Source organism: Lampropedia aestuarii (genome assembly GCF_004803635.1).
GTDB lineage: Bacteria > Pseudomonadota > Gammaproteobacteria > Burkholderiales > Burkholderiaceae_C > Lampropedia > Lampropedia aestuarii.
Genome location: NZ_SSWX01000024.1, coordinates 1 through 13,863 on the forward strand (window position 1 = coordinate 1; position 13,863 = coordinate 13,863).

Annotated in this window: 11 protein-coding genes and 1 pseudogene; 2 read left to right on the forward strand and 10 right to left on the reverse strand. The window is 55.8% G+C overall.

What is annotated here, in order from left to right; translation table 11 throughout:
* Positions 1–236: 236 nt before the first annotated feature.
* Both E8K88_RS15100 and E8K88_RS15105 read right to left on the reverse strand, forming a co-directional pair.
* Positions 237–1,625 (reverse strand): hypothetical protein, encoded by a 1,389-nt coding sequence (locus tag E8K88_RS15100; RefSeq protein ID WP_136407512.1) that lies wholly within the window; start codon positions 1,623–1,625, stop codon positions 237–239.
* 11 nt (positions 1,626–1,636) lie between these two features.
* Positions 1,637–2,101 (reverse strand): CesT family type III secretion system chaperone, encoded by a 465-nt coding sequence (locus E8K88_RS15105; RefSeq protein ID WP_136407513.1) that lies wholly within the window; start codon positions 2,099–2,101, stop codon positions 1,637–1,639.
* 1,138 nt (positions 2,102–3,239) lie between these two features.
* On the opposite strand from E8K88_RS15105, the pseudogene E8K88_RS15110 reads away from it, so the two are divergent.
* A pseudogene (locus E8K88_RS15110) lies at positions 3,240–4,466 on the forward strand (IS3 family transposase).
* 77 nt (positions 4,467–4,543) lie between these two features.
* Here E8K88_RS15110 and E8K88_RS15115 read toward each other — a convergent pair.
* Positions 4,544–5,182 carry a 3-oxoacid CoA-transferase subunit B gene (locus tag E8K88_RS15115; protein WP_136407514.1) on the reverse strand — a complete coding sequence of 213 codons (639 nt, stop codon included), beginning with the start codon at positions 5,180–5,182 and terminating at the stop codon, positions 4,544–4,546.
* A 2-nt stretch (positions 5,183–5,184) separates the two neighbouring features.
* Entirely contained in the window at positions 5,185–5,892 is a 708-nt protein-coding gene (locus tag E8K88_RS15120; protein WP_136407515.1) for a CoA transferase subunit A, read from the reverse strand.
* A 245-nt stretch (positions 5,893–6,137) separates the two neighbouring features.
* On the opposite strand from E8K88_RS15120, the gene E8K88_RS15125 reads away from it, so the two are divergent.
* The gene (locus E8K88_RS15125) at positions 6,138–6,689 is read left to right on the forward strand and encodes a PAS and helix-turn-helix domain-containing protein (protein WP_136407516.1); all 552 of its coding nucleotides are present in this window, start codon (positions 6,138–6,140) and stop codon (positions 6,687–6,689) included.
* 51 nt (positions 6,690–6,740) lie between these two features.
* Here E8K88_RS15125 and E8K88_RS15130 read toward each other — a convergent pair whose 3' ends face one another.
* From E8K88_RS15130 to E8K88_RS15155, 6 genes are all read right to left on the reverse strand, one after another.
* Positions 6,741–7,904 (reverse strand): lipopolysaccharide assembly protein LapB, encoded by a 1,164-nt coding sequence (locus E8K88_RS15130; RefSeq protein WP_136407517.1) that lies wholly within the window; start codon positions 7,902–7,904, stop codon positions 6,741–6,743.
* Positions 7,905–7,907: 3 nt separating this feature from the next.
* On the reverse strand, positions 7,908–8,177 hold the full coding sequence (locus E8K88_RS15135; RefSeq protein ID WP_136407518.1) for a lipopolysaccharide assembly protein LapA domain-containing protein: 270 nt from the start codon (positions 8,175–8,177) through the stop codon (positions 7,908–7,910).
* 49 nt (positions 8,178–8,226) lie between these two features.
* Positions 8,227–8,538 carry an integration host factor subunit beta gene (locus E8K88_RS15140; RefSeq protein ID WP_136407519.1) on the reverse strand — a complete coding sequence of 104 codons (312 nt, stop codon included), beginning with the start codon at positions 8,536–8,538 and terminating at the stop codon, positions 8,227–8,229.
* Positions 8,539–8,767: 229 nt separating this feature from the next.
* A complete protein-coding gene (gene rpsA / locus E8K88_RS15145) occupies positions 8,768–10,447 on the reverse strand; it encodes a 30S ribosomal protein S1 (RefSeq protein ID WP_136407520.1) in 1,680 nt (559 codons plus the stop codon).
* 339 nt (positions 10,448–10,786) lie between these two features.
* The gene (locus E8K88_RS15150; RefSeq protein ID WP_136407521.1) at positions 10,787–12,832 is read right to left on the reverse strand and encodes a bifunctional 3-phosphoshikimate 1-carboxyvinyltransferase/cytidylate kinase; all 2,046 of its coding nucleotides are present in this window, start codon (positions 12,830–12,832) and stop codon (positions 10,787–10,789) included.
* Positions 12,833–12,937: 105 nt separating this feature from the next.
* Positions 12,938–13,801, reverse strand: coding sequence for a prephenate dehydrogenase (locus E8K88_RS15155; RefSeq protein ID WP_136407554.1), 864 nt, complete (start codon positions 13,799–13,801; stop codon positions 12,938–12,940).
* Positions 13,802–13,863 lie beyond the last annotated feature (62 nt).

The window sequence follows — 13,863 nt, forward strand, 5'->3', positions numbered from 1 at the left end:
ACCGAACATGGCTCTGGGGGGCATGACCCCACAACAAAAAATAGCTAGTAAACATTCAAACCTCTCTACTACTGCTTACTGCTAAAAATGGGGGAATTACCCATGGACTGAATCGATTTACAGAACTGGGCCGTCCTCAGTCGGCGGCCGTGGCATAGCCACGGCTAGGCTTGGGGTAGCTCAGCTTAAATTTGATTTACGCAACAGCGCCGTCAAACCACTAACAGCAAATGCTTTCAGACCTTCAACACGACAATGTTGTCTGCTGGTCGAACGGCTGCGGCTCCACTGGTTTCTAGGCGTTCGACATGGCGTTGCTCGGACATGGTAATTGGCATGACTTGAGGCGTTCCCAGTGTGAATCCGGTGCGCCACCAATCTTGTTGATTGACTGGACGCACTTGTGCTGAGTTGTCTTGGCCGCTGTGATCACGCCATTGGAATACCACCGGTATGCCCTGTTGCTTGTATAACTCCAAGCCTAACTTGCTGGTTTGGCGAAACACGGCGTTGCGCACAATATTGTCCAAATGCAGACTCAGTTCTTGCTGAAAATCAGCTGGGTATGCTGCGAAAGCTTGTTGCGCCTGAGCGTGTGCTTGTTGCTGGGTGCCTCCATTGGAAATGCTTTGTTCGTAGCGTTGCAGGGCGTTGGCGAAAGTGCGAGCAAAGCTTTCGAGCGTAGGCGCGCGCATGGTTCCATATTGCTGGGGAGTGATGCCGCTTATCTGGAGTAATCGAGCTTGACAACTGACGCTCATGTTCTTGCGTACCAGCGCCCGCACATCGGCATCAAACCCTTGGGCGTTGTTATTGTTGTTGTTACGCATTGTGGTGATGCGGCCGATGATGTCTAGTTTATCGACATTTTTTTGCAGCAATTGAGTCCAGGCTGTGCTGAGCTCGGGGGTGTACCCGTTTGGAAGATTGGTGGAGGACTGCGGAAGTGTTCCTAGGCGAATTTGGCTCAGCATACTGCTCAAAGTATTGGGCGTGTGTTGCACTCGACCGTTGTTCAAAACGACACCGCTGATCCCAAATTTGTCCCAGTCAACGCCAACAATCTTGTTTTGTGTGTCAATGGTGATGCTGTTGAACTGAATCCGGTGCTGTTGCTGTTGCTGCAAATGCTGTGTGTTTGCGAGAAATGCTTGCGTGCCATTGTGACGAATGCTAGCGTCTCCATATGCGGCATGAACCGGTTGGTGCAATTGCAGACCCATAACGTTGGCTGCCTTAGCAGTTAGCAGCGTTTGTGCTGCATTTTCGTTGGCTGATCTGACGCTGTAGTCTTTGTCGCGTCGTATATTGCTCTGTACGCTTTTAAAAATGCTGAGGTTCTCGTCAGGCCGTGGCTTTTGCACTTCAAGCCAAGTTTGCATTTGATCTCTCAAATCAGCTTGTACGGCGGATGCCGTGGATTTTGCTGACATAGAAAAGAAATTGCGTATGCTTTTCTCAGGCGATACCTGAATGCCATCTGTCGTCAGGCTCACGTTATAAACTTTGCCTGCAACCTGAATTTGTCCATTGCCGCCATTCGCAGGAGTGGCTTTGTTGAGAAAGCTCAAGTCGTTTAAAAAGACCTGACCAACGCTGGAGTAGTTGAGGGGGATGGTTGCCATGTTTTGACTCTTCAAACCATTTGGCCAAGTTGCAAACCGTTGGTGATGCTCTCAGGCATTTGCGCCTGTGCATGCTCACCCGCTATGCGGCGGCGCATGTGAAATGCGTACTCAAGAAACGCCATGGTCTTTTCTACAAAAACGGTAGGCTCTAGGTGTGCGGTGCTGATGAGGCAATAAGCTAGCAAAAAGTCACTGTCTCTATCCAATCCCACGGCTGGGCCTGTGTGTGCCATTGGGTGGAGTGCGTGTTCCAGCAATTCAATGGCGAGGGCGTGGTCTAGAGGTTCTGGTACCTCGTTGGCGACAACGCTGGCGAGGGTGATACGCTCTTCCTCTGAGGAATGGCGTAACAATAAAGTCAACTCTTCACCAATGGCTAAGTGGCATTCCTCGTGCGCATCCCATTGCAGGTCGGCAAGTCCCATGGACTCACCTAAAGCACTCAGCAGCCCCATCAGTTTGTCATCTAACATTGCCACACTCCTTCAAGTAGTTTGTAGCCTGGTTAGTAACGGATAGAGCTGATTGGGTTCCATAGAGGTGGTCCCAGTCGTTTGAACAGGCTTTGTTGCATAAATAAAGCGTAGGCTGAGAGCTCCAAACCCCAGATGCAGCTATCCCACTGCCACCGTCTCTGGGCAGTCCAGTTCAGTGAACCGATTGAGGAAGAGGCACGTATATTCAGTTCAACCACCTGCCGCTCGAATGTCTTGGCTTTGCCCCTCTCGCCTAGGGCCTGTTCACGTTAACGAAGTTGCTCAAAGACCAAAGCCAGCGAGCAAAATGCGGCAAACATCACGTCAAGCTTGTCGTATCGGGTAAAAACCCGTCGATAGGCCTTGATTGGTCGAAACAGCCGTTCAACTTCGTTGCGTTGTCGATATCTTATGTTTATCCAGTTGCCAAGGTTTTTTACGCCGAGGGTGCGCAGGAACCACCGGGATAAGGTTTCGATCCTCAGCCGCTGCGCGCAAATCATCGCTGCCGTAGGCGCTATCCATAAGCAAATACACAGCACAGTCTTGCACTCCGACTGCATCAATGTGGTTACGGTCTTCAGGGCTGTCTCCGGCCTGCCCAGGCGTCAAACTCCAGACCAAAGCATCCTTGCAACTGGCCGCCACCATGTGAATCTTGCAGCTCCAGCCGCCTCGACTCTTACCTATGGCTTGCGGACCGTTTTTTTCTGAGCCCCGCAGCCGTCAGGGTGAACTTTGACGATGGTGTAGTTCAGGCTCAAGCCTAGACAACCCACTGGCTAAGTCGCTGTTGCTGCAAACGGCAAAGAACCTCTGCAAGTACACCACTGTGTGCCTAGCGATACAGCCGCATGTACACGGTGTGCCAAGGGCCGAATCGGGGTGGCAAGGCAGCGCCACTTGCAGACGTTGCTGGCCATGTAGGCCAACGCATTGAGAAAGCGGTAGTGACTGATCAACTTGCTACCGCGGGATTTGGGCAGCAGGTGACAGATACGTTTGAATTGAAAGCGAGTGATGTGTATACAGGCGAGCGATTCTCGCTGAGAAGTGGCTCCGTTTTTTGAACAATAAGCTAAGCGAGATTTTTCCGTAAAAATGGCCAATTAGCAGGCCGAACTTGGAGAGATCTATGACTATCAAATCCCAACGCAAACACAGCGCAGTTTTTAAAGCCAAAGTGGCCTTAGAGGCGGTGCGCGGCGAGCGCACCGTAGCTGAATTGGCTCAGCAATATGAGGTCCACCCCAGTCAAATCGCTGACTGGAAGCGTCAGCTGATGGAGCACGCAGCCGATATGTTTGGCACAACGCCAGCCCCTAGTGCGCCTNGTCCACCCCAGTCAAATCGCTGACTGGAAGCGTCAGCTGATGGAGCACGCAGCCGATATGTTTGGCACAACGCCAGCCCCTAGTGCGCCTCTAGTGGATCTCAAAGAGCTCCATGCCAAGATCGGTCAGCTGACCTTGGAGAAGGATTTTTTGCACAGTGCGCTGAGCAAAGCGGGCTCGCTCAGCATCAATCAATGATTGACCGCAGCCATGGCTTGTCGCTAAGTCGTCAGGCTCAACTCATGCGCATCAGCCGTGGCTCGATTTATTACCGCAAAAAAACTGTCACTACAGAGCAAGCAAAGCTCATGCACAGCTTGGATGCCTTGCATCTAGCCTATCCATTTGCAGGCTCTCGTATGCTCAAAGACCTATTGCAGCTTCAAGGACAGCGCGTGGGCCGCAGGCATGTGCGTGCGTTGATGCAGCGCATGTGCACCTCAGCCTTGTACTGCAAGCCACGCACCAGTACTGCCCACCGGCAGCACAAGATTTACCCCTATCTGCTCAGGAACAAAGCCGTGACACACGCCAACCAAGTTTGGGCCATGGATATCACCTACGTGCGCATGCTCAAAGGCTGGATGTACCTGTACGCGGTAGTCGATTGACAGAGCCGCAAGGTGCTGGCTTGGCGCTTGTCCAATACGATGGATGTAGAGTTTTGCGTGGCTGCCGCGCAAGAGACGATTGCCCAGTTTGGGACTCCCGCTATATTTAACACCGACTAGGGCTGCCAATTTAGCAGCGAGGCCTTTACGTCGATGCTCAAGCGTCATGGCATAGGCATCTCTATGGACGGTAAGGGGGCTTGGAGAGGCAATGTCTTCGTTGAGCGCCTATGGCGCTCAATCAAGTGTGAGGAGATTTATCTCAAAGCCTATGACAGTGTGGGTTGCGCGCGCCGTAGCATCGCCCAATACATGACGTTTTACAATTCACAACGCCCTCATCTGGCACACAATCGAACTACGCCAGATGAGGCGTACTTGGCAGCTTTGCCGTTTGCTCAAATGCAAGCGGTATAACCCCAGCCATCTCGCTTAACAACAGGCTTGTATTTTTCAAACGACTGGGACCACTTCTGCAGTGCAATCCCCAGCGTTTACTGGATCAATGTCACACCCGTTTTGGACTGGATCTCTTCAAACGTCACCCCCTCGGCCAGCTCGACCAGCTTCAGGCCTTCTGGTGTCACATCCATCACGCCCAAATCGGTGATGATGCGGTCCACCACGCCCACGCCTGTCAACGGCAAGGTGCAGCTAGGCAGAATTTTCAAATCGGTTGTACCGTCTTTTTTCCTGGCCACATGCTCCATCAGCACGATCACGCGCTTGACACCAGCGACCAAGTCCATCGCGCCGCCCATGCCTTTGACCATTTTTCCGGGGATCATCCAGTTGGCCAGATCGCCTTTTTCCGACACTTGCATCGCGCCCAGAATCGACAAATTGATCTTGCCGCCGCGAATCATCGCAAACGACTGGTCGCTGCCAAAAATGGCCGAACCTGGTAGTGTGGTCACGGTTTGTTTGCCGGCATTGATCAAGTCGGCATCGACCTGGTCTTCAGTCGGGAAGGGGCCAATGCCCAGCATGCCGTTCTCTGACTGCAGCCAGACTTCCTTGTCGCCCGTGTGGTTGGCCACCAAGGTAGGAATGCCGATGCCGAGGTTGACGTAGAAGCCGTCTTCGAGTTCTTGGGCTGCGCGTGCAGCCATTTGGTCTTGGGTCCACGGCATGATCAGGCTCCTTGCTTTTCAGTGATGGTGCGCTTCTCAATGCGCTTTTCTGGATTGGGGTTGTGCACAATGCGGTGCACATAAATGCCCGGCAGGTGGATATCATCAGGGGCGATCGCACCCGTCTCAACCACTTCCTCCACCTCGACCACGCACACTTTGCCTGCTGTAGCAGCTGCTGGGTTAAAGTTGCGCGCGGTCAAACGAAATTGCAGGTTGCCGCTTTTGTCTGCGCGGTAGGCTTTGACCAATGACACATCGGGCACCAATGCGTGCTCCATCACATAGGTCTCACCATCAAAGTCGCGCAGCTCTTTGCCCTCTGCCACCATGGTGCCGACACCGGTTTTGGTGAAAAACGCTGGAATGCCAGCGCCACCGGCACGCAGCTTTTCAGCCAGCGTGCCTTGCGGGGTGAATTCCAGCTCCAGCTCGCCAGCCAGGTACTGACGCTCAAATTCCTTGTTCTCACCCACATAGGACGAGATCATTTTTTTGATTTGGCGTGTCTCAAGCAATTTGCCCAGACCGAAACCATCCACACCGGCATTGTTCGAAATCACGGTCAGGCCTTTGACGCCCGAGTCGCGCAAGGCATCAATCAGGGCTTCGGGAATGCCACACAAGCCAAAGCCACCTACTGCCAAGGTCTGGTCATCGGCCACCAGCCCCTCTAAGGCTGCTGCTGCCGAAGGATAGAGTTTGTTCAAGTTGATCTCCTGTTATCTGGAACATTAAGGAAGCTCTACAAAAACTCCCTGTTGTGGTCTGAGCGCGGTCGTCCATAGCTACGGCTATGGCCTTCAAAAGACGCCTGGCGGCTCATCCTGATACCGCATTCTTGCCAGCAACGAGGGGGGGCTTGCAGAACTTCCCTAACAAAGCGATTTACTCATACCAAAGTCGCTACGATACTACGTAAATATATACGTAGTTTTGCCTAGAGAAAACCCCTATGAATGACCCCGATGAATACCGGATGGCGTTTGAGATGGCTCCAGTGGGTTTGGTGATTGCCAAACGCCGCGCCATCGTCGATTGCAACCAGCAGTTGTGCGAGATTTTCATGACCAGCAAAGAGTCGCTGCTGGGGCGCTCGTTCCAAGTGCTGTACCCGACGGTCGAAGAGTTTGAACGGCTGGGCGCACGCATTGCCCCGATACTGAATGCCAAAGGCCGTTACGCCGACAGCCGCATCATGAAGCGTGCAACGGGCCAGGTGTTCTGGTGCCATGTAACCGGCAAAGCGCTGGACCGCAATGACCCACATGCTGCTGGGATTTGGAGTTTTGAAGACATCAGCGCACAGCGTCCAGTGACCGAGCACCATTTGACTGGGCGCGAGCGCGAGGTCGCGGCCCATTTGCTCGAAGGCAAGACCTCTAAAACCATTGGCAAGGAATTAGGCATCAGCCACCGCACGGTGGAGTTGTACCGCGCCCGCCTGATGCGCAAGTTCCATGCACACTCCACGCCGGACTTGATCCAGCGCATGCTCAGCAGCTAGTGCATGCCAGCCCAAACTGTGCCCACAGACGGCCACCAAACCGGCACGCCATCAGGCCTGCAACTCTTCCACCCGTTTGGTCGGAAAGCTCTCCCAGCTTTGGCAGCCAGGGCATTGCCAAAAATAGCTGCGCGCTTCAAAGCCGCAATGCAGGCAACGGTAATTCAGCAAAGGCTGCATGGCCTTGTCCAGTGACTTGGCAATGGCTGCGTCTTGCTGCTGCTCCAGCTCCATCCAGTGGGCAGCTGCCACCAGCGATGGGTGCTTGCGGATATGCTCGGCATACCAGTGGCCGGCTCGCGGCAAGCCCATTTGGTGTTCAATCGCCACCAAAGCCAGCAGCACATCCAGGCTGGATTCATTTTCATAATGCACACGCAATGCCGTATGCACTTGCTGCAGTAGCGCCTGGTCGCCTTGCAGCGTCTCAAAGACGCGGTCGCCCCACATGCCAGCGAGCAGTGGCATGGTCTGCGGCAATTGCTCAGACAGCGCCAGTGCCCACTGCACCGCTTGGCGGTACTGGCCTTGGGCCAGCAATAAACGCACTTGCTCAATACCGGGGCGCACGCCTGAACTGTCACAGGCTCTGGCCTGGTCTAGCAGGCTGGTGGCGCGCTCAAAATCCTGTTGGCGCATCGCATCATTGGCTTGCTCGCACAGGTAGTGCATTTGTTTGCCCGCGCCATGCGCCTGCGCTGCCTCACCGGTCATGCGGCTGGTCAGCGCCAAGGCCTGCGGCCAGTCGTGCGTGCGCTCGTAGATATACAGCAAGGCGGTTTGCGCCTGGCTCTCCAGGCTTGTGCCCTCGAGTTGCTGCAAGCTGGCCTCGGCCCGATCAAGCAAACCAGCCTTCATAAAGTCTTGCGCCAGCTCCCACTGCGCTCTGGCGCGATCCAGACCGCTCAAATCGGCGCGCGCGAGCAAGTGCTGGTGCACGCGTACCGCGCGGTCGTACTCCCCGCGGCGGCGAAACAAACTGCCCAGCGCAAAATGCAGCTCGACCGTATCGGGGTCGGACTGCACGGCTTGCACAAACACATCAATGGCTTGGTCTTGCTGCTCGTTGAGCAAATACGTCAAACCCTGAAAATACGCACGCGGGGCACTGCGCTGCACGATGCGCATTTGCCGCCAATCCAGGCGCGAGGCCAACCAGCCCAAAATAAATGCAATGGGCAACCCCAGCAGCAACCAGATCCATTCGGTCTCCATGCATTACTCCTGTTGCGGGGCGGTGTATGCGCTGCTTTGAAAGCTCGCCGCATGTTGCATTTCGCGCTGGCGGTATTGCAGCCAGCGCGGAATCACGGTGGCCAAGCCAAGCCCCAAGCCCAGCGCAAATGCCACCAACATGGCCAGCACCATCGGGCCATGCCACTGCAAGCCAAAGAACCAGTGCACCGTGACATCGTGCTGGTTGTTCAGTGAAAAGGCAAAAAGCAAAAAGAAAAAGGCTGCACGCAGCAGCCAGATCAGATATTTCATAGTGTGTAGGCAACGACTGGCAAGAAATTCACTGGCGTTGCATCATACCTCAGGGCTTTATCTGGCCTTGAGCCGCCTTCAACCCTTGGTCCACGGCTTCACGCAAGGCTTTGCCTGGCTTGAAGTGCAAGACACGCTTTTCAGGCACTTCGACCGTATCGCCATTGCGGGGATTGCGTCCGATACGCGGTGCGCGTCGGTTGACCGTGAAACTGCCGAAACCACGGATCTCAATCCGGTGACCTTGCTCCAAGGCATCCCCCATCGACTCCAGCAGGATTTTGACCGCATATTCAGCGTCGGCCTGACTGAGTTGGCTGAAATGCGCAGCAAGCTCTTCAACAAGGTCTGATCGTGTCATGGTTGCAAGGGGCGTTGGTGCAAATAACCAGCATGGTGGTTAGCATTGCAGAAAACATTGTTGGCACGGATCCGTTTTATCATCCACCCAAAACAGCCCTCGCCTAACTCTCAGGACAGCCCCTTGCTGCTTGCAAAGGGCTGTATAAGTGAATACAAAACACCCGGCGGCGCCACTGAGGAGGCATTTTTAGCTACCCGCCTGCAGATGGGCCACCGGCTTGTCTTGATTACTCAGCGTTGTCCAACTTGGCTTTGAGCAAAGCGCCCAGGCTAGTCGTACCGGCATTGCCAATAGATTGCTGGGACAGGCTGTCCAGCGCTTCTTGTTGGTCAGCAGCATCTTTTGCCTTGATAGACAACTGGATGTTGCGGCTCTTACGGTCGATGTTGGTGATCACAGCGGTGACTTCATCACCTTCTTTGAGCACGTTGCGAGCATCTTCGACGCGGTCAGCGGAGATGTCCGACGCACGCAGGTAACCGATGATGTCTTCGCCCAACTCGATTTCAGCGCCCTTGGCATCCACTGTCTTGACCTTACCAGTGACGGATTGGCCTTTGTCGTTGATCGACACGAAAGTGGTGAATGGGTCTGCGTCGAGCTGTTTGATGCCCAGGGAGATGCGCTCACGCTCAACGTCCACGGCCAACACGATGGCTTCAACTTCTTGGCCTTTCTTGTAGTTGCGCACGGCGGATTCGCCAGGCTCGTTCCAAGACAGGTCAGACAAGTGCACCAGACCGTCGATGCCGGAGGCCAGGCCCACGAACACGCCGAAGTCAGTGATGGACTTGATTGGGCCTTTGACGCGGTCACCACGGTTGGTGTTCTGCGCGAAATCTTGCCAAGGGTTGACCTTGGTTTGTTTCATGCCCAGGGAGATACGACGTTTGTCTTCGTCGATGTCCAGCACCATGACTTCGACTTCGTCGCCCAGAGCAACGATTTTCGATGGGGCCACGTTTTTGTTGGTCCAGTCCATTTCGGAGACGTGCACCAAACCTTCGATACCTGGCTCCAGCTCAACGAATGCGCCGTAGTCAGCGATGTTGGTGACTTTACCGAACAGGCGTGTGTTGGCTGGGTAGCGGCGGGAAACACCCACCCATGGGTCTTCACCCATTTGCTTCAGACCCAGCGATACGCGGCTCTTCTCAGCGTCAAACTTGAGCACTTTGGCTGTGATCTCTTGACCAGCTTGCACCACCTCGGATGGGTGACGCACACGACGCCATGCCATGTCGGTGATGTGCAACAGACCGTCGATACCACCCAGGTCCACGAATGCGCCGTACTCGGTGATGTTTTTCACAACACCAGTGACGATCGCACCTTCGTGCAGGGTTTCGAGCAGCTTGGCGCGCTCTTCGCCCATCGAAGCTTCCACCACAGCGCGGTGCGACAGCACGACGTTGTTGCGTTTGCGGTCCAGCTTGATAACTTTGAATTCCAAAGTTTTGTTTTCGTACGGTGTCAGGTCTTTCACAGGACGTGTGTCGACCAAAGAACCTGGCAGGAAGGCGCGGATGCCATTGACCAGCACGGTCAAGCCACCTTTGACGCGGCCCGAAGTCACGCCAGTGACGAACTCGCCAGATTCCAAAGCTTTTTCCAGCGACAGCCAGGAGGCCAGACGCTTGGCGGTGTCACGCGACAGGATGGTGTCGCCGTAACCGTTTTCGATAGAGCCGATAGCCACCGAAACGAAGTCACCGACTTGGACTTCAACTTCGCCTTGATCGTTTTTGAACTCTTCCAGAGGGATGAAGGACTCAGACTTCAAGCCAGCATTGACAACCACGAAGTTGTGTTCAATGCGCACCACTTCGGCAGTGATGACTTCGCCTGGACGCATTTCCGTGCGTTGCAGAGATTCTTCAAATAAGGCGGCAAAAGATTCAGACATGTATTTCCTTGACCAGACCATCGGCTTCCGTCAGCGGGATTGCTGAGCGTTTTTATCTCGATGGCAGGCAGTGTGTGGGCGTCTCTTCAACCTTGCATTAGGTCAAAGCCCCACCGGTTGGGTAGTAAAAAAAACCAGCACCGTGGCTTGGCAGCCACACGCACAGGGCGAATTTCGTGAAAATTCAAAAGCAACACCAAAGCCGAGTGGGCCCAACCCAACAGGGCATGGCGCAACTCGGCCTGTGCTGTCTCACCGTCCAAAGCATGCAAACTAACACGAAGGCAAGGTATGCACCCTGCCCGCTTGTCTCAGTTTGGCATCTCTTAGGCGTCCGATTCAATCGTGTCCAAGCGTCGCAAATGCAGCGCCAGCGTAGGCTTGGCGCCACCATTGCAGCACTTGTTCAGTGGCCTCGGCCACGCTCAAATCGGAGTTGTCCAGCACTTTGGCATCCACTGCAGGCTTCAAGGGCGCCACTGCACGCGTGGTGTCCCGTAAATCCCGCGCTTCTAGCTCTTCGCGAAGGCTAGCTAGTTTAACGTCAAAGCCTTGCGAAATCAATTGCTTATATCGGCGCTCGGCGCGGTGCTCGGCGCTGGCGGTCAAAAATACCTTCAGCGGCGCATCTGGAAAAACCACCGTCCCCATATCGCGTCCGTCAGCCACCAAGCCTGGCAAGGCCGCGCGTTCGCGCTGCCACTGCAGCAGCGCGTCGCGCACCGCCGGAATCGCCGAGATCAACGACGCATCGCGGCTGCCTGCATCCGAGCGCATTGCTGCGGCGACATCGCGGCCATCGAGCAAAACACGCTCGCCATCGAACACCAACTGTAGCGAGCGCGCAACATCGGCCAGGGCTGGCGCATGCTCGGGCGCAATATCCAGGCCGCGCTGGCGCGCCGCCACACCGGCTACACGGTACAAAGCGCCAGAATCCAGCACATGAAAGCCCAGCTGCTTGGCCACATGGGCTGCCAACGTGCCTTTGCCAGAAGCGCTCGGGCCATCGATGCAAATCACCGGCACCGCATTGGGTTTGGGTTGGGCCAGCGCAAACAAGGCCTCGAAGTAATCAGGAAAGGTTTTACCGACACAGCGCGGGTCTTCAATGCGCACGGCCACCGAAGCCGGGTTGAAGGCCGCCAGTGAAAAGCACATCGCCACGCGGTGGTCGTCATAGGTAGCAATCGAGGCGCTGCGCCAGGCGTCAGCCGCTGGCGGCGCCACACTGATCCAATCAGGGCCACTGTCAACCACGGCGCCGAGCTTGCTCAGCTCATTGACCATCGCATCAATGCGGTCGGTTTCCTTCACACGCCAGCTGGCAATATTGGTAATGCGGGTTGTCCCCTCTGCATACAAGGCCATCACAGCCAAGGTCATCGCTGCATCAGGGATATGGTTGCCATCGATGTCAATGGCCTTGAGCGGCCATTGGCCGCGCTGCACGCGCAACCAGTTCGGCCCTGTTTCGACGTGCACGCCCATTTGCCGCGCCGCATCAATAAAGCGGATATCGCCCTGGATCGAGTCCTCGCCCACGCCTTCAATCGTGATCGCCTGGCCCAGGGCCGGGTCGCTGGCGATCCCGCCCAAGGCCACCAAGTAACTGGCCGACGAGGCATCGGCCTCGACATGCAATTGCCCAGGGGATTGGTAGCGCGAGCCGGCTGCAATCGTAAAGCGCTGCCAATTGTCGTTGCGCACCACAATGCCAAAACGCGCCAACAGATTCAGCGTGATCGCAATATAAGGCTTGGAGATCAGCTCGCCGACGACCTCAATCACGTAATCACGTTCTTTGGCGACCAAAGGCAAAGCCATCAGCATCGCAGTCAGAAACTGGCTGGAGACATCGCCGCGAATTTGGATGCTGCCACTCGCCTGTAGTTTCTGCGGGTCGGCAGCGCGCAGTGCCAGCGGTGGAAAACCAGGATTTTTCAGGTAATCGATAGCGCAGCCCAGTTGACGCAAAGCATCGACCAGGTCGCCGATCGGCCGCTCTTGCATGCGCGCCACACCTGTCAATTCAAACGCTTGGCCAGGCCCAACCAGCAAGGCCAACGCAGCCGTCAGTGGCCGCATCGCCGTGCCGGCATTGCCCAAATGCAATTGCGCCTGGGCTGGCAAGCTCTGGCGGTCCAAGCCGGTGATGCGTACCTGCTGGGCCTGGCGCTCAATCTCGCAGCCCAGTGTTTGCAGCGCGGTCAGCATTGCATCGGTGTCGTCTGAGGCGAGCACGTCATGCAGCACCGTGGTCTGCCCCTCACACAAGGCGGCCAATAGCAACACGCGGTTGGAGATGCTCTTGGAGCCAGGCAACTGCACGGTGCCAGTGGCGCTTTGCAGCGCAGCAATATCCAGAAAAGGAATGGAAAACATGCAAAACCTCAATCGAAATCACACCGGCGCACACTGCCCCCGCGAGCAAGCGCGCATACACATACGTACAACAAGCCGCTCAAAACACCACAGCAAGGCGGCCTATCAACTGCGCCATTCGTTGCGCGCTTTGCTGGCTTTCTTGATCAACTGCTCCAGCGCATCGCCATCCTGGTCATGCAAGGCCTTTTGAAAGGCCTGCATCGACAATACCAGCTGCCGCAACTGCCCCATCACTTCGGTGCGATTGGCCAGCAGGACGTCACGCCACAGTACCGGATCACCGGCTGCAATGCGGGTGAAGTCGCGAAAGCCTGGGCCTGCGAGCTTGACCATGGCGCTGTAGTCGGACTGCGACAGCAGGCCATTCATGAACGCAAACGCCACCAAATGCGGCAAATGGCTGACACCGGCCATGATCGCATCGTGCTCGCTGGGCGACATCACATGCACGCGCGCGCCCACAGCAGCCCACAGCGCCTGGGCGTCTTGCACCTTGTCCAGGTCGGTCGCAGGCGTTGGGGTCAGCACCACATTTGAGCCGCGGTAAAGGCCCGCTTCGGCATGGTCAACCCCCGAGACTTCTTTGCCCGTGATCGGGTGCGCGGGCACAAAGTACTGCGCATTCCAGCCGAGGAATTTCTCGGCGTTCTTGACCACATCCTGCTTGGTCGAGCCCACATCCAAGGTCAGCACATTGGACTGCACAAACTGGCGAATGCTTTTAAAGGTAGCGCCGGTGGCCGAGACCGGCACAGCCACCACGATCAAATCCGAGCCCGCGCAGGCCTGCATGGCCGACTTGGCCTCCAAATCGATCACGCCCTTGGCCTTGGCACGAGCAGTCGTTGACGGCGATTTGCTATACCCGACCACGGACTTGACTACGCGCGCCTGCTTCAACGCCAGCGCGAGCGAGCCCCCCATCAGGCCGCAGCCAATGAGCCCCATCTGGTTGTATGTTTTCATCATGTGTTGATCACTTCACGCGTCGTCGTCGTCCTGCACTCCATGTGCCGTAGCCATTTTTG

Excerpts from the sequence above, each read along its gene's own strand:
- E8K88_RS15100 (WP_136407512.1), bottom strand. The coding sequence starts at position 1,625 with ATGGCAACCATCCCCCTCAACTACTCCAGCGTTGGTCAGGTCTTTTTA.
- E8K88_RS15105 (WP_136407513.1), bottom strand. The coding sequence starts at position 2,101 with ATGTTAGATGACAAACTGATGGGGCTGCTGAGTGCTTTAGGTGAGTCC.
- E8K88_RS15115 (WP_136407514.1), bottom strand. The coding sequence starts at position 5,182 with ATGCCGTGGACCCAAGACCAAATGGCTGCACGCGCAGCCCAAGAACTC.
- E8K88_RS15125 (WP_136407516.1), top strand. The coding sequence starts at position 6,138 with ATGAATGACCCCGATGAATACCGGATGGCGTTTGAGATGGCTCCAGTG.
- E8K88_RS15130 (WP_136407517.1), bottom strand. The coding sequence starts at position 7,904 with ATGGAGACCGAATGGATCTGGTTGCTGCTGGGGTTGCCCATTGCATTT.
- E8K88_RS15135 (WP_136407518.1), bottom strand. The coding sequence starts at position 8,177 with ATGAAATATCTGATCTGGCTGCTGCGTGCAGCCTTTTTCTTTTTGCTT.
- E8K88_RS15140 (WP_136407519.1), bottom strand. The coding sequence starts at position 8,538 with ATGACACGATCAGACCTTGTTGAAGAGCTTGCTGCGCATTTCAGCCAA.
- rpsA (WP_136407520.1), bottom strand. The coding sequence starts at position 10,447 with ATGTCTGAATCTTTTGCCGCCTTATTTGAAGAATCTCTGCAACGCACG.
- E8K88_RS15150 (WP_136407521.1), bottom strand. The coding sequence starts at position 12,832 with ATGTTTTCCATTCCTTTTCTGGATATTGCTGCGCTGCAAAGCGCCACT.
- E8K88_RS15155 (WP_136407554.1), bottom strand. The coding sequence starts at position 13,801 with ATGAAAACATACAACCAGATGGGGCTCATTGGCTGCGGCCTGATGGGG.